Raw genomic sequence first — 21,650 nt, forward strand, 5'->3', positions numbered from 1 at the left:
GATGAACAGGAGTTTGAATATAAATTTTTCGATGTTAAATCCCTGCGGGTTGTTGTCCGAACGGACGGAGTTCACGAGACAGCAAGAGGTTACTAGGTTTCGCCTCGTTACGTTGCTTGAGCGGATAATGAATTGTTTGGCAGTACGCAGGAGCTCAATAGCTGGCTGCAGGGACTGTCTTTCTCGACACGCGTATCCTATGCGAGCGTCGAGTCCAATGGCCGCGAGCAGGCCCGGGACGAAATCCCGGTGTACCGCTACGACCCCTCGACCAACGGTTATCTGTTAAAGGGCGGGGCGCCCTATGTACTGGGAAATTATACGCTGCGTGCCTATCAGGGCGATTACAACAACCGTGTGAACGTGCAGGCTAATTTTAACTATGCGCGTTCATTCGGCGACCACAGCGTGACGGGACTACTGCTGTACAACCGTGAGTCGTACAAGACCAAGGGCGATCAGAAGACCAACTGGATCCCGCTGAATTTTTAGGGCAACACCTTCAGGGCGGGCTACAGTTACAAAAAGATGTTTTTGCTGGATGCCACTGCGGCCTACAATGGTTCGGACCGTTTTCGGGGGGCATAGTGCTATGGGCTGTTTCCGGCCGTGTCGGCCGGATACAACCTGTCCAAAGAAACATTCTTTAAGGATGCCTTCGACTTTGTGGAGCTGTTCAAGCTGCGGGCCTCGTACGACATCGTGGGTTCCGACAAGGTGATTGCTGACCGCTACCTCTATCAGCAGGTATACAACCAGGGGGCAGCTATTCTTTTGGCGAGACACACCAGCCTTCGCTGATTATCACCGAATGGGATCTGGGAAATGATAACGTGACCTGGGAAAAGCAAAAGTCTTTTGATCTGGGGCTCGATATCAACCTCTGGAAAAATAAGTTCTCGTTGACCCTGGATTACTTCAACAATATCCGCTATGATTAGCTGGTGACCTCCCAGTCGCTGTTCCAGCATATCGGGGTGGGGTATCCCCGACCAATATTGCGCGTGTGCGCTACAGGGGGCTGGAGCTGGAGCTGAACGTCAACAACAATATCGGGGCGTTTAATTACAATATCAAGGGGATGCTGACTTACTTCAAGAATAAGATCCTCTTTCAGGATGAACCCGCACCGGCATTTCCCTGGCTGCGCCTGACGGGGCAGCAGATCAACCAGCCTCTGGGCTACCTGTATGACGGCTTTTATACTGAAGAGAATATTGCCGACAGCCCCAAGCCTTCGGGTGGTTATCAGGTGCAGCCGGGCGACCTCCGCTATAAGGATCTGAACGGCGATGGTATCATCGATGACTACGACCGGACGGTCATCGGCAGACCCGATATTCCGAATACGAGTTTCGGCCTGACCCTGGGCGGCAGCTACAAGAGCTTTAGCTTCAACGTGCTGCTGCAGGGCACCACAGATTACAGCTTCAGCATCAGAGGCAGTGGTATCGAGCCGTTCCATAGTCAGTTTCAGCCGATCCATCTGCAGCGGTGGACACCGGAGACCGCGGCTGACCACCAACCCCACGACCATCAACAGCCCCTCGACCTATATGTCGGATTTCTGGCTGATTGATGCCACTTATCTGCAGCTCAAAACCGTGGAGCTGGGCTATCGGCTGCCCAACAGGAGGCTGCCGTTTAAAATCAACAATGCACGTCTGTACCTCAGCGGGTATAACCTGCTGACCTGGACCAACTATTCGCTGTACCAGCAGGATCCGGAGGTGACGGCCAACAGTGCTGGCGACGCCTACCAGAACCAGCGCGTTGTGAAACTGGGGATCCAGATCGGCCTGTAGGCTAGATGCGCATTGGTGTTGCGCGAGCATCAGGGCAGTAAGCAGAGCGGCCTACCTCCGGGTATATTTCCGGAAGGTAGGCCGCTGTATTTAAAGGCTGCTGGTCAGCCATTGGGGCGGGGGACTTACCTCAGTCCCAGCTGCCAGGTCTCCTGGACTTTGCCCCGGCTTTTGAGCAGCTCCAGCTGTTCGCCCGTGGCCGCCGCCAGTAGCTTGGGCAGGCTGCTGTACTTGTCAAATTCGGGCGGGTACTTTTCGAGCACCCGGAAGCCCTCATCGTAAAAGAACTGCCCGGCCTGGTCGAAAGACTCGAAGTAGTTGGCGTGCACATTGTTTTTCCGGAAGAAATCGTTCCATCGTCCGTCTCTGTCGCTGCCCACGACCTGGGTCTCATGCCGGATATAAATATCGGCGGTGGTCCAGGTGCCGCCCTGCCGCTCGAGCAGCCTGCGGATATGCTGCAGGATCTGTTTTTTGGTAGTGTCGTCGAAGTACAGCAGCAGCCCCTCATTGATGATAGCGAGTTCGCTGCTGCTCTCCGGATAGCTTTCGGCGTGCAGCACGTCGAGCGGCTGTAATTGCAGGTTTTGCGGGACGGCCTGCTGCATGGTACGCAGCATTTCACTCTTCTGGCTGATGATGGCCGGCAGGTCCGTGTCGATGTAGCTGGCGTCGGGGTGCTTGCGGGCGTAGTCCAAACCGCGCAACGAGAAGCCTGTGGAGAGCTCGAGTACGGTAGGTGCTGCGGTCTTTTCCAGAAAATAATCCAGGGAGCGGTACCGCATTTCGAAGTGCAGCACGCTGGCCCAGAAACCAAAATCCTGTTGTGGAGCGGCAGGGCTTTCGATGCCGAAATGGGCGGCTACCTCCTCCGCAAAGGGAATGGAGCCTGCGGCCGCTTTGAAAGCCAGCAAGGCGCTGGCGGTATCTGTTACGTGTTTTAATAACATGTTTGTGTGTTTTTTCTGCAAAGTAACAGCACCCCGGGATTGCAAAATAGGAAAAAGTAGACCTATCGTTTTTTGTTGAAGGCATTCCCCAGCTGGTTGGGGGCGCGCATAAACTGCCGTGGCCGCTGTGCGAATACCTTGCGGAAGTCTTGCAGGAAGTGGGATTCGTCATAGTAAAGATCATACAGATGGTCTTTGTTTTCCCTTTGCTGATCACGGATATAGAGGTTGTACATCGCCTGGAGGCGCACGATGGAAGCATATTCTTTCGGTGTCAGGCCGACCTGCTCCTTGAACAGCTTATTGAGATGCCGCTGCGAGCCGGGAATATTTTCAAAGACCTCCCGGATGCGGATATTACCCTGATGCTGGTCGATGGCATCCACTGCGCTGATGACGCGCCCATCAGCTGCAAACTGTATCCGCTCGTCCAGCAGCTGCAGCAGCGGACCGATACTGTCCGCAGGCATACCAGTGCAGGAGTCCAGTACCATGCTGCCGTCCTGCTTCAGGCGAGAGATGGACGCTACCCCGTTGACTAATGTGGGCATGGCAGCACCTGCGATGGCATAATAGCCATAGGGCCTGAAGGTGATGCCGATGGAGCTGACCGGGGCAGAACCGCGGAGCGCAATATTTTTGTTATGAGGGCCCACCAGATGCAGGTCGTACAGCGGATGATGGAACACCGTGTCGTCCACGACATGCTCGTAAGTACCTTGATAGTTCCACAGCAGTACGCATTTACCGGTCGGGATCACCAAGGCCTGCTCGCGCTTGGGGAGCTGCTCCGGGCTCTCGAACGACCAGATGGACTCGATCAATGGAGATAAACTGTCAGGTACGGGATAATATTGCATGCAGTCATGTAAAAGAGCAAATATCGGAACAATATGGCAGTCGCGCAACAGGGGCTTCGTGAATTCTGATAGCGGTAAGTTATAAAAATGAATCCTGAACTATTTCTTTGGCATCATCTTCATTTTTTAGTAATATTAAATGCAAACGACACTAGTCCGAAAAAATGTAATTGATAGAAATAATTAAAAGCACCTTCGTCCTTCAGTTTAAAAAGAGGAAAGTACTCCGATGATATATTAGATGTAGACATGTGTTAGTAAGTCAAAAATAAAGACCCTTTATTGTATGTAACAAATATAGTAAAATACCAAATAATGTATGATTTAACGGTAGTGTAAATTGAACTGTCACATCACTCCTTTTAGGGTTCGTGCTCAGAGACTGAAAGCCTCAAATTCAAACCCCAAAAGGATTTGCCGAAGGCCTTAATTCTATCTCCAGTTTAAAGGATTTAGAAGTATAAAAAAATACATACTTTTGTAAAAAAGCGGGTTGTTTTTTAATCTATAATCTTCATTTTGTATCAGTCTGCCATAGGCGATAGTTTCTTGATTGTTTTATAATGGTTCCTTATTAATGAATTTAATAATGGGGTTATGGTATTTTGCTTTTGATCTTAGATGGAATGGCATAGAACAGTTCCCCGCTTGCGCCACAATGCAGCTCTATGATCCAACCGTCAGCACACATGCTCTCTACCACCCGGGCATATATCGGCTCATAGGGCAGCACATAAAATAAATCTGCATGGTTGTATCTGAAATATCGGTACAGGGATGAACACAATACATCCGGATCTGCCACTGCCGCATTGGATTGTCCGGAAGAAGGCTTACCATACTCCTCGGGCAACAGACGATAAAAAGCCTACGGACAAATTGTTGTAGTCGTTTCCACACAACTTGTTTTGTTGGTAGTGTCAGCGTTCTTCCTTTGGCACGCTGACTACCGGGTTGCATCTGATACGATGCCAATATCAAATAATTTTAAAAGCCTATACCGAACTGCGAGCCTGTTCCTATAGGAGCAGGTTGGTTATTGCCGAAGTGTGCAGGAAAAGGAGCAGCTACCCAATAATTATACGCCCGCCTTTTTGCGATCACTTTATTGAACACCAGAGTAAAATCGAAACGTCCATTGGTCTCAAAGGCCAGCCGTGCGGCCCCCAAAAGCCTTGTTTAAACTTAAACACTGCTCCGGGATGAAAAAGCACAGAAGTGACTTTGGTGCTGGTGCTGTCCGAGCGGATGGCGGACGAAAGCTCAAGGTTGAATCCGAATATTTCACTTTTCATCAGGTTAAATCCAATCGGAAAGATGACCGCATAGTTATCATTAAAATTTTACTTTATCCCTTCTTTATTCCATGTCCCTACATGATGTGTTATGCTGAAATAGTAGCCTGCTGAACGAGGATATTGCTGCTCTTGCGCCTGTATCTTTTGAACCGAGAGCAAACACTGAGTTTCATGTCAGCAAAATTTGCGATTTTATACCTATATTAAGTTGCATGGGTTAGTATTCCCATGCAACGAATTAATTACTTATGCAGCAAACTTATCTGTATTCTTTTGCGCTTGTATCTTCTTCATCACCTTAATTTCAATTTTTCTTAGCTGCGCAATGACTTTCCGTTGTACGTCATCCACAATTTTCCAATCTTTGGCGATGTAAATATCTGTTGTACGATTGCCCTCGTCAACATGATTGAGCGCAAGAGCCACATCGTCTTTGGACATACGGCAATCATTCCTTGCTGTATTTGCAAATGTGTGTCTCGCCCAATACAAAGTAAGTTCGGGTATCCCTATCAATTTGCGTAATTGCTCCATGCCTTTACACAACGCCCAATTCAAACAGTCACTACTTGAATATCGAACCGATAATTGACTTAAATATTTTTCCAATAAAGGTTTTGCTTCATCAACGATCTTGATACTGATAAATGCGTTGTCTTTGCGCTTATCCTCTGTTTTAGACCGATTATAGTCCACACGACCATTTCTAATTTCACGTTCTGTCAGTTGGTAAAGGTCTACTGCGTTTATTCCGCATAAGTAGAACGAAAGCATATAAAGCTCCTTTGCCAATTCCGCACGGCTTCCGGGTTTCGTGACACAATCCCGAATAGTCAATACCTGTTCAAGTGTATTGTTTCTTTTTTTTGTTAGGGGTGGGGAGCCAACTTTATATTTCTTGAACGGATAATGCTTGATGCGGTAAATGCCAAGGTCTTCATTATTATAATGATCCCTTGCAGCATTGAATAATGTTCGCAGGTCACGCATTTGGTTATGTAGACCGCTATCAGACAATCCTTTTTCTTTCGTGGTTACCTCATGTCCTAATTGGTTGATCCGTGTCATTGTCCTTTCTGACCGCAGATAGCGCTCATAAGCCATCAACATATTGGAATTTATCTCTTTGATGGAAACGGACGAACGGTTGAAATAATCGACCAGACTGTTACGGATTTTCCGGTGATTGTTGGCCGTTCCTGTTCGCTTTTCTTTTTTTAGACGTTCGATATGCTGATCGCAAAACTTGATAAAATCGACATCTTCATCTTTGTCCCGTAGGTAATCGCGTAGGGATTCAGCGGTGAAATAATCCAGTCGATCGTCGAGTTCGCTGATGATCTTTCGATAATCCCGTAGTTGTTGTTCGACCTTATCGGCGATAAATGGGTCTTTGACTTTAAAGTCTTTGGTTAACTGTTTCCTGACTACGAAATGAGTTGTGTCAAGATACTTTCTTAATCTTTTGTGTTGTACACAAATTTTCACATTGTAGGTGCCATCGGCTTTTTTGTGATGCTCGAACACCTTTGCACTAACTGTTGCCATAGTTCTCTCGAAATTGGCACGTAAAAGCTGTAACACATTTGTAACACTTTTACGTGAAGTTCAACAAAAATCTATGCAAATCACACCGTTTCGAGGTGTCCGAAATAGCGTAGAGCAAATGCTCCTAAAGTACCCTAAGAAACGAAAAAAGCCGTTTTTCCTTGCGAGAAAACGACTTTTTCGATTTGTGCGCCCACCTGGGCTCGAACCAGGGACCAAAAGATTATGAGTCTTCTACTCTAACCGACTGAGCTATAGGCGCAGGTTAATAAAACCTATCAAAAACGTCTCTGTCGTTCCGTTTTGACGATGCAATTATCGATATTTGTGGTGAGAAAACAAAATTTTCTATGCAAAAAATTAAAAATATTATCCTCGATTACGGCAATGTAATTTTTATGATTGACTTTGTTCGAGTACGGGAGGCATTTATGTCGTTGGGTATCAAAAACGTAGATGATTTTTTTGGTCATCGTACACAAGATCCCTTATTTGATGCTTTTGACAGGGGAGAAATAAATGCACGAGCATTTCGTGATGGAATCCGTGAAAGAGCAGGAGTGGAGAGTTTGACCGATGAGCAAATCGATAATGCTTGGAATGCTTTGTTGATTGGTGTCCCACAAGGCAAACATGATGTGTTGCTGTATCTGAAAACAAAATATCGAATGTTTTTACTAAGCAATAACAACGAGATTCATTATGCTTATTGTATGCAGCACTTACAAGATAAATACGGTATTGCTGATAACACGGTCTTCTTTGAGAAGACCTATTATTCTCACCTAATGAGATTACGCAAACCTGATCCGAGAATTTTCCAACAAGTAATAGATGAACAAGGGGTTATTCCGGAAGAGACTTTGTTCGTGGATGATAGTCCTCAGCATTTGGAAACTGCCAAAGCTATGGGCTTCCAGACTGAATTGTGTACCAAAGAACGTCCACTGGAAAAGATCGTAACAGATTTGAATTTATAAAATAGAGTAGAAGTAATAGTATTTTTTTATTTTTTATCTTTCGCTTTCTATTTTTTTAAACTATCTTTGCACACACAAAAAATTAAAAGGGCACGAAAGGAGGTATATTAGCAGCATGATTATCGTAAATGTAAAAGAAGGAGAATCTTTAGACAGAGCGTTGAAACGTTTCAAAAAGAAATTTGAAAAAACTGGTGTATTACGTGAACTACGTTCCCGTCAAGCATACGAGAAGAAATCAGTAACTCGTCGTACCCAGGTCAAGAAAGCGATCTACAAACAATCTTTAAACCAAGAAACAGTTTAATTTTTGTTAATTAAAGATAACAAGAGAAGGACACTATAGATTTAGTGTCCTTCTTTTATTTTATTAGGTTGCTTCTCCTTTCTTTTAAAGGATTTGCAAAATGAAAAAAAGCCCAACTTTCGTCGAGCTTCTTAGTCGGGTTGGCGGGATTCGAACCCACGACCTCCAGCACCCCATGCTGGCGCGATACCTGGCTACGCTACAACCCGGATAATATGTATGACAATTATATCAATAATTCTTGTTTTTTTCAACATGAACACACAATCATTAGGTTAATAATAAGAAAGGTTACAAATTTTTAATTTGTAACCTTTCTTTTGTACTCGGAGCGGGAATCGAACCCGCACTCCTTTAACGGGAACAGGATTTTAAGTCCTGCGTGTCTACCAGTTCCACCATCCGAGCAACTGAGCGAAAGACGAGATTCGAACTCGCGACCCCAACCTTGGCAAGGTTGTGCTCTACCAACTGAGCTACTTTCGCTTAACGTGGTGCAAATATATATAGAGAAATCGTTATTTCAAGAAAAATATTAAAGAAAAAAATCAATCTTCTGCTAATGACTTGTCAGCCAATATCTCCCATATTAAACTTTGTTCAAAACCTCTCCCAAAAGCGTACTGTATCAGCTTATGCCTACGTTTAAAAGGATCATTTTCTTGAAGCTGTTGATTTTTTCGTTCCAACACTTCGGTAAGTTTCTCGTAGTATTCTTCGGGATTTATGCTGCTTAGCGCCAATTTAATAAGTGGGTCGGAAACTTGCTTGAATTTAAGTCCCTGTTTAATTTTGATTTTACCCCAACCTTTCATTCGAAATTTACCTTGCGCATAAGCCTTGGCGAATCGTTCCTCGTTAAGAAAATTACCCGTAATAAGCTCAGATATTATATTTTCTACATCTGCCTGATGTAGTCCCCAGTCATAAAGCTTGTTTCGAACCTCTTGCTGCGCACGTTCTTGGTAAGCACAATAGCTTTCAGCTTTCAGTTGGGCTTGCTGTGGTGTCAACTTCTTTTTCTGAACCTTATTCTCTTCCATGGTACAAATGTTCGAAAAATGATGAACTTAAGGAAAAAATGATGAAATTCGCTTACATATTTTTTTCAAGCGCATGTACAGTATATTAGCCATTAGCGAAATCATCAAAGCAACCGAAACCGTATGGCAAAACCCAGAACAGCCAATACAGTATTTAGTATATGACAGTCGAAAGGTGGTTGATGCAAAACATAGCTTATTTTTCGCGCTCAAGAAAGTTCGCAATGGGCATGACTTTATTGCAGACGCTTATGATAGAGGTATTCGGAACTTTGTCGTTTCCGAACGTTCGGTTGATACGGAATTTTATGTAGGCGCCCAGTTTCTCTGGGTGAAGGATACTTTAGCCGCTTTGCAACAGTTAGCAAAATATCATCGCGAACAATTCCACAAACCGGTTATTGGTATCACGGGCAGTAATGGAAAGACAGTTATTAAAGAGTGGTTAAGCCAGTTATTACAGCATGACAAAAAGGTCTATCAAAGTCCTAAAAGCTACAATTCCCAGATTGGAGTAGCCTTGGGTTTATGGAACCTTTCCGAAGAATATGACTGTGCGATTATTGAGGCTGGAATAAGTGAACCTGACGAAATGGAGGCCTTAGCGGATATGATACAACCGCAGATAGGTATTTTTACAAACATTGGCATAGCGCATGCCAGCGGCTTTAGCTCCAAAGAACAAAAAATCAAGGAAAAGGCAAAACTCTTTAACTCCGCAGAGGCGATTATTTTTCCCTCTAAATATGATTTGGCACCTTATTTCCCATCTTCTAAAACTCTTTTTTCCGTAGGAGAGCGGAAAACTGACCAAGTACAAGTATTGAAGATTGAGGAAACCGACAAGCTACAAACCTGTATCCAAGTATGCTATAATGGTGAAATCACAACATTTCAGATCCCTTTTCGGGATAAGGCTTCTATTGAAAACATGTTGATATGCTTGACTGTAATGTTGTTTCTAGGCTACACGCTGGATACCGTTGTTCCTCTTTTATCTAAACTTAAACAGGTAGAAATGCGCCTGCAACTGAAAAAGGGAATCAATAACTGTTCTATCATTGACGACACCTATTCCAATGATCTGGCCTCCTTACAGATAGCTTTGGACTTCCTAAATCAGCAAAAACAGCACAGCCAAAAGACTATTGTCCTTTCAGATATGGAAGGGATGGACGAACGTTTGCGTTCAAAACTTTTGCGTGTGATGGAAAATCAGCAGCTCTTTCGTATGATATTAGTGGGAGAAGGGCTTCGCTATCTTCAGGGCAAACTTTCGACACCAATCTATTGGTATCGCACGACCGAAAGCCTTATCGAACACATGGAGAAAATTGATTTCAGGAATGAATCCATATTGATAAAGGGGAGCAGAACGTATCAATTAGAGCAGATCAGCAATTTATTGGTCGCTAAGTCGCATGAAACAGTCTTGGAAATCAACTTAAAGGCGATTGAAGGCAATCTACAGAAATATCGTTCGCTATTGCCCAACAACGTAAAAATGATGGCAATGGTGAAAGCCTTTTCTTACGGCAGTGGTAGTTTCGAGATCGCGAATCTGCTGCAGTTTAACAAAGTAGATTATTTGACGGTAGCTTTTGCCGATGAAGGCATTGAATTGAGACAACATGGTATAGATTTACCTATTATGGTTCTGAGTCCAGATGAGCAGGTCTTCTCTCAATTAGTGAACCATAAGCTCGAACCCGAAATATATAGTTTCCGTATCCTTCACGCTTTCCTTTCCTTTTTGGAACGAAGGGGAATCAAGAATTATCCGATACACATAAAAATTGATACCGGCATGCATCGTTTGGGGTTTCTTCCAGAGGAAATACCCCATTTACAAGAAACATTGTTGGCGACACAGGTAGTGCAGGTGAAATCTGTCTTTTCGCATTTAGTAGCATCAGGAGAACAATTGCAAGATAATTTTACACAGAAACAAATTGCATTGTACATTGATCTAGCAAAAGATCTGGAAAATAAATTAGGGTATACACTCATCAAGCATATTGCCAACACTTCGGCGATTACGCGCTGGCCACAAGCTTACCTGGATATGGTACGATTAGGTATAGGATTGTACGGCGTCAATGCAGAGCATAGTTCTTTGCAATTGGATACCGTTAGCCAATTAAAGACTACGGTGACACAGATTAAATCTCTTAAAAAAGGGGAGACTGTGGGGTATGACAGAAAGGGACTGTTATACCGGGATAGTCGAATTGCCACAGTGAAAATTGGTTATGCAGATGGTTACGATCGTCGTTTCGGCAACGGCACAGGAAAAATGCTGATTAACGGTCATCTCGTACCTACCGTTGGCAATATTTGTATGGATATGTGCATGTTAGACGTAACAGGCGGGAATGTAAACGAGGAAGACGAAGTTCTTGTATTCCCCAATCTATCCGAAGCAGCAGAATCCATCGGAACAATACCTTATGAATTATTGGTTAATATTTCATCTCGGGTAAAAAGAGTGTATTTTTACGAATAATTTTAAAACCCCACAATATTAAGAATGAAAGTTTTTTTTCAGCGACTGCTGTTTTATCTAATCCAAGGTTCATTGGTTGTTGTACCACTTGCCGGAGCTATTTTCCTCATTGTATGGATTGTGGCATCTTTAGACAATGCGCTTAACTTAACCTCGTTTTTCTTGGAAGACGAACATGGAAAACCACTATATGTGCCTGGGATCGGCATCCTTACTGTGTTGCTTTTATTGATTGCCGTAGGCATCGTTTTCACCACTATGGTCACAGACCCTATACGCGCTTGGTTCCATCGGACAATCAATAGGATTCCTTTATTCAACACCCTATATTCTTCCATCAAAGATTTCACAGAGGCTTTTGTCGGTGATGCGAAGAAGTTCAATGAACCCGTGCTTGTTTTGGTAAATGAAACTGGACTAAAAAAAATAGGGTTTCTTACACAACGGGATTTGCAGAAAATAGGTTTACAGGATGAAGTAATCGTGTATTTCCCGTATTCTTATTCCTTTGCAGGACAAGTCGTGGTAGTAAATGCGTCTCATGTTCAAAAATTGAACATGAGTGCGACTGATGCCATGAAGCTTGTCGTGTCGGGCGGAGTGAGCGGGATAGATTAATCGTAAGGTATGTCTTCATTTTTAGATAAAATATTTGGGTCAAAGATTGAAGTAGATTTGGCAAAAATCGGTCTGGAGGCAGAATTATGCTTTGAGCAGACACGGGTGGACATAGCGCTAATTCAAAAAATACGGGAAAGTCCAAGGAAAAATGAACTGACAAGCGATTACATGAATTTTTTCTTTCATCTAGCAAGCCTGAGGAAAGATCATTCGATAGACTATACCGAAGAATTAAGCTTGCTCAAGGACTATCTCCGTCTTTGGGAGCAGAGTTCGACAGAGCCGGTTTTTATTCGCTATGAGGAACTGGACGAACTAGTATCAGCAAAGAAAATTCCACCGCTGATTTTACTTCCTTTAATCGCCAATGCATTGCAATGGGGCTATAATTCGATGGAAAAATATCCTGTGAAGATTAAGGTCAAAGCTTTTGAACAATTATTAAGCATGGAAATCAGCAATCGTGTAAACCATCATATTGCATCACAGGAGGGCACTATGGCCATAGATCGTTATAAACAACGCTTGCTAGAAGTTTTTTCAGATAGATTTACCTTGCTTTTCAATAGCAATAGCAATACATTTAAAGCTATTCTCCTCATCAAATGGTAATAAAAAAGGAGCTGTTTCTGAGCAGCTCCTTTTCAATTTTATTCATTGAATCTGCGTTTCTGCCTTCGAAGCAAAACAATAACGACTATAATTATCAATATCACTGCAATGGCTATTGCTGATATTGGTGAAGTGTCCGATGTTATTGTTGCTATATGTTGGCTGGCATGTGCTAAACTCACTAAATAAGTCAATAAAATAACTAATCCCGCTTTTCTCATAATTATACTGTTTTAAATCTTCAAGTGGTGTAATCTAATCACTTTTTAGTTTAAAAGCAAATAAAACAAATGAATACATCTTTAAATTTATGTTAAATACTGTTAATGTTAACTAATTTTATCGATCTACATATAAAGGGCTATTAATAAGCTCTGTTGCTTCCAATACTACATGCTTCTTTTTATGCTGTTCGATGTCAATATGATCCAGGAAGGAGGGATGGTTCACCAGATCTTGCACCAAAATACACTGCAACTTTAACAAATCGGTTTTTTCCTTCTGTTTTAATGTGCTTAAGCAGGTTATAGGGTATAATCCATTATTATCTACCTGTAATTTAAGACTATTCTTCACAGGATAATTCCATGAAAGCATATTGAGGCGGTAATACTCTCCAAAACTAATGGAATCAGTGGTCAAGTAGGCATTGGTAACCAAACAACCTCCTGTAAAATTCCTTTTTCCTTCAAAAAAATCATAGGATATATCAGATATATCTTTCAGCCTCGACATGAAATACATGGGTGTCGTGACCGAAATCTTTGCGTCCACATCGTTTCTGAATTTACACTCAATTGCATACATCACATCTTCTTTAACTGCAACTACGTCGATTTCATGGGTTACGGCATGTCCCTGAACAGTTTGACCAGTGATAGTCTCAAAACCATCAGCTGCAAAAAGACGGCTTATCCACTTCTCAAAATAAAATCCCTCAGGACCAAGGTCACGTAATGCTTTTTTGAGCGAATAACGCGCAGCATAGGAATTCCGCTGTTTCTTCAATGCAGCATAAGCCCATTCGTATAGCTCTCGTGTGGTAATCCCATCATAGAGATGGGTTTTGATATCTTCATATACTTTATCTACTTCTTCATCTGTCGCTCCGGAGCGAGTAAGAGAGTGGCGCAGGCTGTTGGCATCAAACGGAACAACCTCACCAGAATATTTTGTGACTTTCATATTGTTGTTAAAATCTATTCGTTACAAAAAATCCGAATTTTTAATGAAAATTCCAAAACATTTTATGCTAGGAGCTGTTTAATAATTAAAAAACAAGAGTTATGAGTTTATTAGATTCAACACTAGATACGATAAAAGACAAAATAGATCATAGCTGTACCATGGGCGAGATTGATGATTCTGAAAGAATACTTTCATTGATATCAGGTGGCTTTATACTATTTTATAGTGCCAAGAAATTATTCAAGAGACCATATACGGCTATAGGAGGGATCACCCTAGGTGGGTTGCTCATTGGTCGAGCCATAACTGGAAAATGTCCATTGAAAGGTTCGATGAGAGAACTTGAAGAACCACACGAAAGTGGAGAAGTAGCCATGATTGAACGGCGTTATTTTGTCAACAAATAAGAAATCGGGTTAAGTGAATCAAACTTAACCCGATTTTTATTTTATTCCTTTCCTATTTTCTATTTTTAGTTGTATTTTTAATGTTAAGCACTTAAAAGGTTGTTTATTTGTCGAGCTTTGAACAGCCTTGACAAACTGGCAGCATGACCAATTTTATCAAGCATTTATATACAGCATAGAGAAGATGAAAAAACTTATCATTTTTACCGGAGCAGGTATATCTGCTGAGAGTGGATTAAAAACATTCCGTGGGACTGATGGCCTATGGGAAGGATATCGCGTCGAAGAAGTTGCCACTCCAGAAGGATGGAAGGCAAATCCAAAACAGGTGTTAGAATTCTACAATATACGAAGGAAGCAGTGCATCGCTGCACAGCCGAATGCAGCCCATCTGACATTAGCAGATTTGGAAAGGCAGTACGATGTGCAGATTATCACACAGAATATTGACGATTTACATGAACGTGCAGGTAGTTCCAATGTATTGCACTTGCATGGTGAAATCCGAAAAGCACAATCTTCCCTAAATCCAAAGTTCGTATACCGAATGAGTGAAGAGAACATTGAGATTGGGGATGTATGTGAGTGGGGATCACAGCTAAGACCCCACGTTGTGTGGTTCGGAGAAGCTGTTCCTAATTTAGAGCGTGCCACCCAAATTACAGCGGAAGCGGACATCTTTGTCGTAATCGGCACTTCATTGCAAGTTTATCCGGCCGCCAACCTTCTTCATGAAGTGAATAACACTTGTACGGTTTATTTAATTGACCCGAATGCCGACCAAATGGATGTGCCAGCGAAAGTTAATCGAATAAACGCAACAGCTACGGAAGGAATACAAATATTGGGTTCTTTTTTAACAAAATAAAATTTTGCTAACTTATTTTATAGCCTAAAAATCAGCCTATTGAAAAGTTTAATTAAAGAGATAGGTTATAGTAATATATAAATAAGAGCTTTTAAGCTAAAATGAAGGCAAAATAAAATTTTGTTTACAACATTTATTAAAATATAACAATTTGATTATAAGTAATTATCAACCTTTAAATAAAGCAATTATTCATATCTAGAATAAGCCTCTTTAAAGGAATTTCGCATAGTGGAAAACTGCTGGACAACTTCCTGTATAAATTGCTGATCAAGCAGTTCAAATACACCATTTACCCCACCAATTATATCAGCTTCAGATATTTTATAAGATTGCTCGAGCGAGCCTTGTTCAAACTTGATAATGAACTTCTGATTCATGGAGAAAATAGAAATCTTACAATCAGGATGGGGAAGTTCAGCAACAATACGCATATATAATTATATAAAAAATTTTAAACAATAAGAGCCCGTTCTCTTCTTCGAACGGGCTCTCAAAGCTACAAGTAAAAATAGAATTAAACTAATCCCTGCGCTTTCATTGATGTGGCAACTTTAATAAAACCACCTATGTTAGCACCTTTCAGATAGTTTACATACCCGTCTTCTTCTTTACCATATTTTACACAAGTCTTGTGGATATTCTCCATAATTCCTTTCAAACGACCGTCCACTTTCTCAGAGGTCCATTGCTGTCCAATCCAGTTTTGAGACATCTCAAGCCCCGATACAGCAACACCTCCGGCATTGGCGGCCTTGCCAGGAGCGAAGAAAATCTTCGCTTTATGGAACACCTGGACAGCCCCCATTGTGGATGGCATATTTGCGCCTTCACCGACATATTTACAGCCGTTCTTAACTAATTCCTTCGCATCGTCCTCGTTAAGCTCATTCTGTGTTGCGCAAGGAAGCGCAATATCACATTTGAAATGCCAAGGTTTTTTGTCCGGGTGGAAAGAAGCTGCAGGATATTTTTTTGGATATTTATTCAAATCCCGACCAATCGACCTTATAAATGTTAATTTCTCCGGTGTGAAACCATCCGGATCATAGATTGTACCTGTACTATTGGACAGAGTGATCACTTTAGCTCCGAGGTGGATAGCTTTTTCAGTAGCGTAGTACGCCACATTCCCAGCGCCTGACACGGTAACAATCTTGCCTGCGATTTCCTCATCAAGGCTCTCTAAAATACATTGCACAAAGTACAACAAACCGTAACCAGTTGCTTCGGGGCGTATAAAAGAACCACCCCAGTTTTTACCTTTACCAGTCAACACACCCGTAAAGTTATTTTGGAGCTTTTTATATTGCCCGAACATGTAACCAACCTCACGCTCACCAACACCAATATCTCCAGCAGGAACGTCAGTTTCTGCACCAATATGGCGATAAAGTTCGCTCATGAAACTCTGACAAAAACGCATAATCTCCATATCCGATTTGCCTTTTGGATCGAAATCTGAACCACCTTTGCCACCGCCCAAAGGAATACCAGTCAAGCTATTTTTGAACACCTGTTCAAAAGCAAGAAACTTCAAAATACTGAGATTTACAGTGGGAGAGAAGCGCAAACCGCCTTTATATGGACCAATAGCACTGTTCATCTGCACACGATATCCTCTGTTGACTTGGACTTCATTTTTATCATTCAACCAGCTAACACGAAAACTGATAACACGTTCAGGTTCAACAATACGTTCCAAAATCTTCAAATCTTTCCATGTGGGATGCCTTTCATTAATATATGGAATCAAGTCTTCAGTAACCTCTGCAACGGCTTGTAAAAACTCGGGTTCATTGGGATTTCGCTCCTCAACATATTTAATGAAATTTTTGAAGTTTAAAGACATTTTACTTGATATTTTTTAGTTTTATGATATTAAATTTTACGAATTTATCAAAAAATATGAGATTTTAAAAATGGTTAATTGATTTTTTATTGTGTTCAAAGCTCTGCTATTCAAAAATTCCTTTAGGGTAACCAACAGTGTAGTAGTACACAGGTTCTAAAAAACTTATGTTAAATAGAACATGATATTTTTCCAGCAAACACCTTATTTCTTCGTTTAAATCGCCTTTTTTCATTATTACAAAGTGTGTTATAATTTATATTATGTTAAATAATAATAAAAACAAATCCTTCCATCTAATACTTCACCATATACTTAAATAAAAAAAGTCACCGTAGAGCATCTTTCTTTACGGTGACTATTGGTTTAAAAAAATTATAAATCTATTATGCTATACTTTCAATCATCAATGCACCTACAGTCAAATTCGTACGTGGGTCAATAATAATTGCTTGCGAATTTTCAGGGAAATCCTTATGCAAATCAAATACAACATCCTGCGCGGCTTTTACAGCGACTTTGCCAATATCATTAAGTTTGATTTCTTCACCAAATAATTGCTCTTGTGTATTGACATCGTATTTATGCAGAATATCAGCAATTTTAATTTTTGTCAGTGCAGTATGATTTTGCAATAAATAAACTTGTGTAGTATCCAGGACTTTGTTATCAAACCAACAGATATTGGCCTCAAAATTCCGTTCAGTCAGAGCTGGTTGTGCTGCGCTAACGATAATATCGCCACGGGATATGTCAATATCATCAGCCAAATGTATGATAACAGATTGTCCATTTTCGGCTTGCACTAATTGTTCCTGATTAATTTCTATAGCTTTAATGGCACTTCGGGTTCCGCTTGGCAACACAATAACCTCCTCACCCAACTTAAGCCCCTCTCCTAACACTCTTCCGGCATATCCCCTATAGTCGTGTAAATCATCTGTTTGTGGACGAACGATCCACTGTACAGGAAAGCGCCAAGGCTGGTTTTTACGCTCTTCCAAATCTACATTTTCCAGATAATCAAGCAATGAAGCCCCATCATACCAAGTCAATCTATCCGATTTGTGAACAATATTGTCACCTTTCAAAGCCGAAACGGGAATAAAATCCAATTCTTTGATTTCCAACCTTTCAGCAAGCTTTAGATAATCTTGCTTGATACTTTCAAAGACTGCCTGATCATAATCCACCATGTCCATCTTATTGATACAGACGAGTACTTTCTTGAGAGATAATAATTTAGCTAAAAACGAATGTCTCTTCGTTTGCTCAATTACACCTTTGCGCGCATCAACCAAAATGATGATAAGATCGGAATTAGATGCACCTGTAACCATATTTCGGGTGTATTGTATATGTCCAGGTGCATCGGCAATGATGAATTTACGTTTTTCAGTTTGAAAATATTTGTAGGCTACATCAATGGTAATCCCTTGCTCTCTTTCCGCTTTAAGTCCGTCAGTAAGGATAGCCAAATCCACCGTACCATCGTTATTTTTCCGATTGGCTTTCTTGATGGCTTCCAATTGGTCATCCAGAATAGAGTTTGTATCGTATAGCAATCGTCCGATCAATGTACTTTTACCGTCATCAACCGAACCTGCTGTTATAAATTTGAGTATGTTCATTGTTTATTAGTATTGAGTTTTAAGTCCCCCTAACCCCCAAAGGGGGAATCTGTTGTGCTCCCCTCCTTTGGAGGGGTTGGGGGAGGATTAAAAATATCCCTGCTTTTTCCGCTCTTCCATTGCTGCTTCAGATACCTTGTCATCCATCCGTGCCCCTCTTTCGCTAACCGTGGATGCTTTAATTTCAGTGATAATATCATCCAACTCGGTTGCTACAGAATCTACAGCAGCTGTACAAGTCATATCCCCTACTGTTCTGAAACGAACAGACTTATGTTCAACAACATCTTCCTCATCTATTTGAAGGCACGGAGCTGCGGCCATCCACTGTCCGTTTCTCCAAACAACTTCACGTTCGTGGCTAAAATAAATGGATGGAAGCGCTATTTTCTCACGTTTGATATAATTCCACACATCAAGCTCTGTCCAATTAGAGATTGGGAAAACACGTACATTTTCGCCTTTATGTATCTTCCCATTGAGAATATTCCAAAGTTCCGGACGCTGACGTTTCGGATCCCACTGCCCAAACTCATCACGAACGGAGAAAATACGTTCTTTTGCACGTGCTTTTTCCTCATCCCGTCGTGCTCCTCCAATACAAGCATCAAAACCGTATTTCTCAATCGTATCTAACAGTGTAACGGTCTGCAAGGCATTTCTACTGGCATTCTTTCCCTTCTGCTCCACAGCTTTTCCTTCATCTATACTATCCTGCACCAAACCTACAATCAATCGCTCCCCTGTCTGTTCAACCAGCCAATCACGGAACTCAATAGTTTCCGGAAAATTATGGCCCGTGTCGATGTGCACCAATGGAAAAGGAAACTTTCCCGGACGAAAAGCTTTTTTAGCTAAGTGTACTAAAGTAATTGAATCCTTCCCTCCAGAGAAAAGCAAAGCGGGATTCTCAAACTGCCCGGCAACCTCCCTTAAAATATATATGGCTTCCGCTTCTAAATGATCCAAATAATCCATTTTTATCTCTTCTTATTTTATTGTTAATTTACGCGTTGTGCATTAGTTTCTTTGTCATCCTGAGGCTTCGACAGGCTCAGCCTGACATTCGTCGAAGGATAGACATGTTGCTCTCTATTTTGTGATATGCAACCCACACTCTTTTTTGCTCTTATCTTCCCACCACCAACGACCGGCACGAAAATCATCCCCGGCTTGTACAGCTCTTGTGCATGGTTGGCAACCGATACTCGGAAAGCCTTTATCATGCAAAGGGTTATAAGGCACAAAGTTCTTTCGCAGAAAATTGTCTACTTCTGTTAGACTCCAGTGAAAGATAGGGTGAATCTTGATGATCTGATTGACTTCATCCCATTCCACCATGTGCATGTCCTCCCGATTTGCAGACTGTTCTGCACGAATGCCAGTAATCCAAACCTTAAACCCTTGAATTGCGCGGTGTAAAGGTTCTATCTTGCGGATATAACAGCATTCTTTACGGTTTTCAACAGACTCATAAAAGCTTGAAGGCCCCTTTTCCGTTACCATTTTTTCAACGGCTACGGTATCCGGGTAGTAAGCTTTGATTGACAGTTTATATTTTTCCAATGTACGGTTCCAGACATAGTAAGTTTCCGGGAAAAGCCGTCCGGTTTCCAGCGTAAAAATCTTTGCTTGACTACCACTCTCCGCAATGAAATGTGTCAGAACCTGATCTTCGATACCGAACGAAGTAGAAAATACCGCCTGCTCGCCAAACTGTTGCTCGATATAACGAATGACATCAATAGCATCCAGTCCTTCAACTTCTTTCTGAATTTTATGTATTGTCGTAATTTCCAAAAATCCCCCTTTCTAAATTTTCAATGCTCCTTTGGTGTGTTCGTTCAACGCCTTTACTTTCTCTTGAAAATCCCCTTTTAAAGAATCTCGCAACTCACCCATAAGCGCTAAAGTTTCATCGATTTCCTCCGGTAGTAAATCTGCAAGAAATTCTTTCAACCTTTTGGCCATTGTCGGGGATTTCCCATTCGTGGAAATGCCTATTTTCAGATTACCCTTCTGCACAACAGAACCCAGATACACATCACACAGATCAGGTTTATCAGCCACATTCAACAGAATATTTTGCTTGGTGGCCAAAACTCGGATATGTTGGTTCAGTACAGCATTATTTGTTGCAAGGACAATAAAGCCGACATTTTCCAGGTCTTCATCCCGAAAAGCTCTTTCTGACAAATAGATGTTTTTTCTGTCTTTGATAAACTCCCGCACGCCTTCGCTTACTTCCTCTGCCACGAGATGAATACGTGCATTCGGCGAACTGGAAACCATTGCCTGAAGCTTTTCCAAGCCCACAGCGCCTGCTCCCACCAAAAGTGTATTCACTTGGTGTAACTTTAAAAATATAGGAAACAGTTCGTTCATTTATATAGCGACAGTATGTAATTCCTTTTTCAAGTCTTCAAATCGTTCATGTTTGGAGACAACATCCCCCAACACGATGATAGCAGGAACACCCACCAAATTACGCTCAGCTTCCTGCAAGATGGTATCTATCGTTCCCAAAGCAATTCGCTCATTGGGCAATGAACCATTTTGTATCACAGCAATAGGAAGATTTCCCTTACCATGTTCTTGATAAAGCGACACAATCTGAGCCAGTTTCGCATAGCCCATCAATACGACAACTGTAGCGGTAGTTGTTACTGCAGTATACAGATCTTTGGACAAATTGCCCTCTGTGGTTGCACCAGTAATAACCCAAAAGCTCTCACTGACTCCTCTGTGCGTCAATGGTATTTGTTGTAGGGCAGTCAATCCGACAGATGAAGAGATTCCCGGAATGACAGCAGTCGGAATATTAAATTGCCTTGCGTACTCCAGTTCCTCTCCCCCTCGTCCGAAAACGAATGGATCTCCACCTTTCAAACGTACAACATGACCATGTGTCAAAGCGTAGTCCACCAACAGCTTATTAATATAATCCTGCGAAGTGGAAATACGTTCAGCACGTTTGCCAACGTATATTTTTGTGCAGCCTGGTTTCGCATAATCCAATAATTCTTCATTCACTAAGGCATCATACAAAATAACATCTGCTTGTTGAATAGCCCTAATGCCTTTCAAAGTAATCAAATCTGCTGCACCCGGTCCGGCACCTACTAAAGTTATATATGGGGTAATCATTGTTCTTTTTAGTATTGAGTATTTCTT

The 21,650-nt window shown here is 41.9% G+C and carries 25 protein-coding genes, 4 tRNA genes and 1 pseudogene; 11 read left to right on the plus strand and 19 right to left on the minus strand.

The window, feature by feature from the left end; all coding sequences use genetic code 11:
- Window positions 1-21: 21 nt before the first annotated feature.
- Window positions 22-141 (minus strand): annotated as a pseudogene (locus tag BM375_RS17680) (conjugative transposon protein TraK); the annotation flags it as partial.
- Between BM375_RS17680 and BM375_RS17435 the strand changes: the two are divergent.
- From BM375_RS17435 to BM375_RS17450, 3 genes are all read left to right on the plus strand, one after another.
- Complete coding sequence (locus BM375_RS17435; RefSeq protein WP_093363916.1) at window positions 133-492, plus strand: hypothetical protein; 360 nt, start codon at window positions 133-135, stop codon at window positions 490-492. The pseudogene BM375_RS17680 and the gene BM375_RS17435 overlap by 9 nt on opposite strands.
- Before the next feature lie 514 nt (window positions 493-1,006).
- The gene (locus BM375_RS17445) at window positions 1,007-1,579 is read left to right on the plus strand and encodes a hypothetical protein (RefSeq protein ID WP_093363918.1); all 573 of its coding nucleotides are present in this window, start codon (window positions 1,007-1,009) and stop codon (window positions 1,577-1,579) included.
- Complete coding sequence (locus BM375_RS17450; RefSeq protein ID WP_093363919.1) at window positions 1,557-1,805, plus strand: TonB-dependent receptor; 249 nt, start codon at window positions 1,557-1,559, stop codon at window positions 1,803-1,805. Before BM375_RS17445 ends, BM375_RS17450 begins: the two co-directional genes overlap by 23 nt.
- Window positions 1,806-1,930: 125 nt before the next feature.
- Here BM375_RS17450 and BM375_RS04280 read toward each other — a convergent pair whose 3' ends face one another.
- The 4 genes from BM375_RS04280 to BM375_RS04295 form a co-directional block, all read right to left on the minus strand.
- Window positions 1,931-2,755 carry a hypothetical protein gene (locus tag BM375_RS04280; protein ID WP_093363920.1) on the minus strand — a complete coding sequence of 275 codons (825 nt, stop codon included), beginning with the start codon at window positions 2,753-2,755 and terminating at the stop codon, window positions 1,931-1,933.
- 62 nt (window positions 2,756-2,817) lie between these two features.
- A complete protein-coding gene (locus BM375_RS04285) occupies window positions 2,818-3,615 on the minus strand; it encodes a helix-turn-helix domain-containing protein (protein WP_093363921.1) in 798 nt (265 codons plus the stop codon).
- 595 nt (window positions 3,616-4,210) lie between these two features.
- Window positions 4,211-4,468: a hypothetical protein gene (locus tag BM375_RS04290; RefSeq protein ID WP_093363922.1), complete on the minus strand. Its 258-nt coding sequence runs from the start codon at window positions 4,466-4,468 to the stop codon at window positions 4,211-4,213.
- Between the two features lie 134 nt (window positions 4,469-4,602).
- The gene (locus BM375_RS04295; protein WP_093363923.1) at window positions 4,603-4,785 is read right to left on the minus strand and encodes a hypothetical protein; all 183 of its coding nucleotides are present in this window, start codon (window positions 4,783-4,785) and stop codon (window positions 4,603-4,605) included.
- Between the two features lie 32 nt (window positions 4,786-4,817).
- Between BM375_RS04295 and BM375_RS04300 the strand changes: the two genes are divergently transcribed.
- Window positions 4,818-5,024 carry a hypothetical protein gene (locus BM375_RS04300; protein WP_093363924.1) on the plus strand — a complete coding sequence of 69 codons (207 nt, stop codon included), beginning with the start codon at window positions 4,818-4,820 and terminating at the stop codon, window positions 5,022-5,024.
- Between the two features lie 135 nt (window positions 5,025-5,159).
- Here the strand turns inward: BM375_RS04300 and BM375_RS04305 are convergent, their stop codons facing one another.
- Window positions 5,160-6,461, minus strand: coding sequence for a site-specific integrase (locus BM375_RS04305; protein ID WP_093363925.1), 1,302 nt, complete (start codon window positions 6,459-6,461; stop codon window positions 5,160-5,162).
- 188 nt (window positions 6,462-6,649) lie between these two features.
- Window positions 6,650-6,723: transfer RNA gene (locus BM375_RS04310), tRNA-Ile, on the minus strand.
- Between the two features lie 88 nt (window positions 6,724-6,811).
- On the opposite strand from BM375_RS04310, the gene BM375_RS04315 reads away from it, so the two are divergent.
- Entirely contained in the window at window positions 6,812-7,441 is a 630-nt protein-coding gene (locus tag BM375_RS04315) for an HAD family hydrolase (protein ID WP_093363926.1), read from the plus strand.
- A 115-nt stretch (window positions 7,442-7,556) separates the two neighbouring features.
- The gene (rpsU, locus tag BM375_RS04320) at window positions 7,557-7,748 is read left to right on the plus strand and encodes a 30S ribosomal protein S21 (RefSeq protein WP_093363927.1); all 192 of its coding nucleotides are present in this window, start codon (window positions 7,557-7,559) and stop codon (window positions 7,746-7,748) included.
- A 135-nt stretch (window positions 7,749-7,883) separates the two neighbouring features.
- Here the strand turns inward: rpsU and BM375_RS04325 are convergent.
- The 4 genes from BM375_RS04325 to BM375_RS04340 all read right to left on the minus strand — a co-directional run bounded on the left by BM375_RS04325 (window position 7,884) and on the right by BM375_RS04340 (window position 8,791).
- A tRNA-Pro gene (locus BM375_RS04325) sits at window positions 7,884-7,957 on the minus strand.
- A gap of 114 nt (window positions 7,958-8,071) precedes the next feature.
- Window positions 8,072-8,156: transfer RNA gene (locus BM375_RS04330), tRNA-Leu, on the minus strand.
- A gap of 5 nt (window positions 8,157-8,161) precedes the next feature.
- Window positions 8,162-8,234, minus strand: a tRNA-Gly gene (locus BM375_RS04335).
- Between the two features lie 62 nt (window positions 8,235-8,296).
- Window positions 8,297-8,791 carry a regulatory protein RecX gene (locus tag BM375_RS04340; protein WP_093363928.1) on the minus strand — a complete coding sequence of 165 codons (495 nt, stop codon included), beginning with the start codon at window positions 8,789-8,791 and terminating at the stop codon, window positions 8,297-8,299.
- 73 nt (window positions 8,792-8,864) lie between these two features.
- Here BM375_RS04340 and BM375_RS04345 point away from each other — a divergent pair, with 73 nt between their 5' ends.
- Genes BM375_RS04345 through BM375_RS04355 form a run of 3 tightly spaced genes read left to right on the plus strand, consistent with a single transcriptional unit; the run spans window position 8,865 to window position 12,530 of the window.
- The gene (locus BM375_RS04345) at window positions 8,865-11,297 is read left to right on the plus strand and encodes a bifunctional UDP-N-acetylmuramoyl-tripeptide:D-alanyl-D-alanine ligase/alanine racemase (RefSeq protein ID WP_093363929.1); all 2,433 of its coding nucleotides are present in this window, start codon (window positions 8,865-8,867) and stop codon (window positions 11,295-11,297) included.
- Window positions 11,298-11,321: 24 nt separating this feature from the next.
- On the plus strand, window positions 11,322-11,915 hold the full coding sequence (locus BM375_RS04350; protein WP_093363930.1) for a DUF502 domain-containing protein: 594 nt from the start codon (window positions 11,322-11,324) through the stop codon (window positions 11,913-11,915).
- Between the two features lie 9 nt (window positions 11,916-11,924).
- The gene (locus BM375_RS04355; protein WP_093363931.1) at window positions 11,925-12,530 is read left to right on the plus strand and encodes a hypothetical protein; all 606 of its coding nucleotides are present in this window, start codon (window positions 11,925-11,927) and stop codon (window positions 12,528-12,530) included.
- 339 nt (window positions 12,531-12,869) lie between these two features.
- On the opposite strand, the gene BM375_RS04360 is transcribed toward BM375_RS04355, so the two are convergent.
- A complete protein-coding gene (locus BM375_RS04360) occupies window positions 12,870-13,715 on the minus strand; it encodes an ATP cone domain-containing protein (RefSeq protein WP_093363932.1) in 846 nt (281 codons plus the stop codon).
- Between the two features lie 101 nt (window positions 13,716-13,816).
- Between BM375_RS04360 and BM375_RS04365 the strand changes: the two genes are divergently transcribed.
- Window positions 13,817-14,125, plus strand: a complete 309-nt coding sequence (locus BM375_RS04365; protein WP_093363933.1) for a YgaP family membrane protein — start codon at window positions 13,817-13,819, stop codon at window positions 14,123-14,125.
- Window positions 14,126-14,309: 184 nt separating this feature from the next.
- Window positions 14,310-14,993, plus strand: a complete 684-nt coding sequence (locus BM375_RS04370) for an SIR2 family NAD-dependent protein deacylase (protein WP_093363934.1) — start codon at window positions 14,310-14,312, stop codon at window positions 14,991-14,993.
- A gap of 188 nt (window positions 14,994-15,181) precedes the next feature.
- Here the strand turns inward: BM375_RS04370 and BM375_RS04375 are convergent, their stop codons facing one another.
- From BM375_RS04375 to cobA, 7 genes are all read right to left on the minus strand, one after another.
- Window positions 15,182-15,427 carry a hypothetical protein gene (locus tag BM375_RS04375; RefSeq protein WP_093363935.1) on the minus strand — a complete coding sequence of 82 codons (246 nt, stop codon included), beginning with the start codon at window positions 15,425-15,427 and terminating at the stop codon, window positions 15,182-15,184.
- An 83-nt stretch (window positions 15,428-15,510) separates the two neighbouring features.
- Window positions 15,511-16,845, minus strand: a complete 1,335-nt coding sequence (gene gdhA / locus BM375_RS04380) for an NADP-specific glutamate dehydrogenase (RefSeq protein WP_093363936.1) — start codon at window positions 16,843-16,845, stop codon at window positions 15,511-15,513.
- A gap of 386 nt (window positions 16,846-17,231) precedes the next feature.
- Window positions 17,232-18,476 carry a sulfate adenylyltransferase subunit 1 gene (locus BM375_RS04385; RefSeq protein WP_093363937.1) on the minus strand — a complete coding sequence of 415 codons (1,245 nt, stop codon included), beginning with the start codon at window positions 18,474-18,476 and terminating at the stop codon, window positions 17,232-17,234.
- Window positions 18,477-18,563: 87 nt separating this feature from the next.
- Window positions 18,564-19,454: a sulfate adenylyltransferase subunit CysD gene (gene cysD / locus BM375_RS04390; protein ID WP_093363938.1), complete on the minus strand. Its 891-nt coding sequence runs from the start codon at window positions 19,452-19,454 to the stop codon at window positions 18,564-18,566.
- Window positions 19,455-19,568: 114 nt separating this feature from the next.
- On the minus strand, window positions 19,569-20,276 hold the full coding sequence (locus BM375_RS04395) for a phosphoadenylyl-sulfate reductase (protein WP_398357012.1): 708 nt from the start codon (window positions 20,274-20,276) through the stop codon (window positions 19,569-19,571).
- Window positions 20,277-20,288: 12 nt separating this feature from the next.
- Window positions 20,289-20,861, minus strand: coding sequence for a precorrin-2 dehydrogenase/sirohydrochlorin ferrochelatase family protein (locus BM375_RS04400; protein WP_093363939.1), 573 nt, complete (start codon window positions 20,859-20,861; stop codon window positions 20,289-20,291).
- Window positions 20,862-21,623 carry a uroporphyrinogen-III C-methyltransferase gene (gene cobA, locus BM375_RS04405; protein WP_093363940.1) on the minus strand — a complete coding sequence of 254 codons (762 nt, stop codon included), beginning with the start codon at window positions 21,621-21,623 and terminating at the stop codon, window positions 20,862-20,864.
- Between the last annotated feature and the right edge of the window lie 27 nt (window positions 21,624-21,650).

Source organism: Sphingobacterium wenxiniae (assembly GCF_900116225.1).
Taxonomy (GTDB): domain Bacteria; phylum Bacteroidota; class Bacteroidia; order Sphingobacteriales; family Sphingobacteriaceae; genus Sphingobacterium; species Sphingobacterium wenxiniae.

What these genes read in the sequence shown, in the direction of transcription:
- BM375_RS17450 (WP_093363919.1), top strand. Translation starts at nt 1,557, where the DNA reads ATGTCGGATTTCTGGCTGATTGATGCCACTTATCTGCAGCTCAAAACC.
- BM375_RS04280 (WP_093363920.1), bottom strand. Translation starts at nt 2,755, where the DNA reads ATGTTATTAAAACACGTAACAGATACCGCCAGCGCCTTGCTGGCTTTC.
- BM375_RS04285 (WP_093363921.1), bottom strand. Translation starts at nt 3,615, where the DNA reads ATGCAATATTATCCCGTACCTGACAGTTTATCTCCATTGATCGAGTCC.
- BM375_RS04300 (WP_093363924.1), top strand. Translation starts at nt 4,818, where the DNA reads ATGAAAAAGCACAGAAGTGACTTTGGTGCTGGTGCTGTCCGAGCGGAT.
- BM375_RS04305 (WP_093363925.1), bottom strand. Translation starts at nt 6,461, where the DNA reads ATGGCAACAGTTAGTGCAAAGGTGTTCGAGCATCACAAAAAAGCCGAT.
- BM375_RS04315 (WP_093363926.1), top strand. Translation starts at nt 6,812, where the DNA reads ATGCAAAAAATTAAAAATATTATCCTCGATTACGGCAATGTAATTTTT.
- rpsU (WP_093363927.1), top strand. Translation starts at nt 7,557, where the DNA reads ATGATTATCGTAAATGTAAAAGAAGGAGAATCTTTAGACAGAGCGTTG.
- BM375_RS04340 (WP_093363928.1), bottom strand. Translation starts at nt 8,791, where the DNA reads ATGGAAGAGAATAAGGTTCAGAAAAAGAAGTTGACACCACAGCAAGCC.
- BM375_RS04345 (WP_093363929.1), top strand. Translation starts at nt 8,865, where the DNA reads ATGTACAGTATATTAGCCATTAGCGAAATCATCAAAGCAACCGAAACC.
- BM375_RS04350 (WP_093363930.1), top strand. Translation starts at nt 11,322, where the DNA reads ATGAAAGTTTTTTTTCAGCGACTGCTGTTTTATCTAATCCAAGGTTCA.
- BM375_RS04355 (WP_093363931.1), top strand. Translation starts at nt 11,925, where the DNA reads ATGTCTTCATTTTTAGATAAAATATTTGGGTCAAAGATTGAAGTAGAT.
- BM375_RS04360 (WP_093363932.1), bottom strand. Translation starts at nt 13,715, where the DNA reads ATGAAAGTCACAAAATATTCTGGTGAGGTTGTTCCGTTTGATGCCAAC.
- BM375_RS04365 (WP_093363933.1), top strand. Translation starts at nt 13,817, where the DNA reads ATGAGTTTATTAGATTCAACACTAGATACGATAAAAGACAAAATAGAT.
- BM375_RS04370 (WP_093363934.1), top strand. Translation starts at nt 14,310, where the DNA reads ATGAAAAAACTTATCATTTTTACCGGAGCAGGTATATCTGCTGAGAGT.
- BM375_RS04375 (WP_093363935.1), bottom strand. Translation starts at nt 15,427, where the DNA reads ATGCGTATTGTTGCTGAACTTCCCCATCCTGATTGTAAGATTTCTATT.
- gdhA (WP_093363936.1), bottom strand. Translation starts at nt 16,845, where the DNA reads ATGTCTTTAAACTTCAAAAATTTCATTAAATATGTTGAGGAGCGAAAT.
- BM375_RS04385 (WP_093363937.1), bottom strand. Translation starts at nt 18,476, where the DNA reads ATGAACATACTCAAATTTATAACAGCAGGTTCGGTTGATGACGGTAAA.
- cysD (WP_093363938.1), bottom strand. Translation starts at nt 19,454, where the DNA reads ATGGATTATTTGGATCATTTAGAAGCGGAAGCCATATATATTTTAAGG.
- BM375_RS04400 (WP_093363939.1), bottom strand. Translation starts at nt 20,861, where the DNA reads ATGAACGAACTGTTTCCTATATTTTTAAAGTTACACCAAGTGAATACA.
- cobA (WP_093363940.1), bottom strand. Translation starts at nt 21,623, where the DNA reads ATGATTACCCCATATATAACTTTAGTAGGTGCCGGACCGGGTGCAGCA.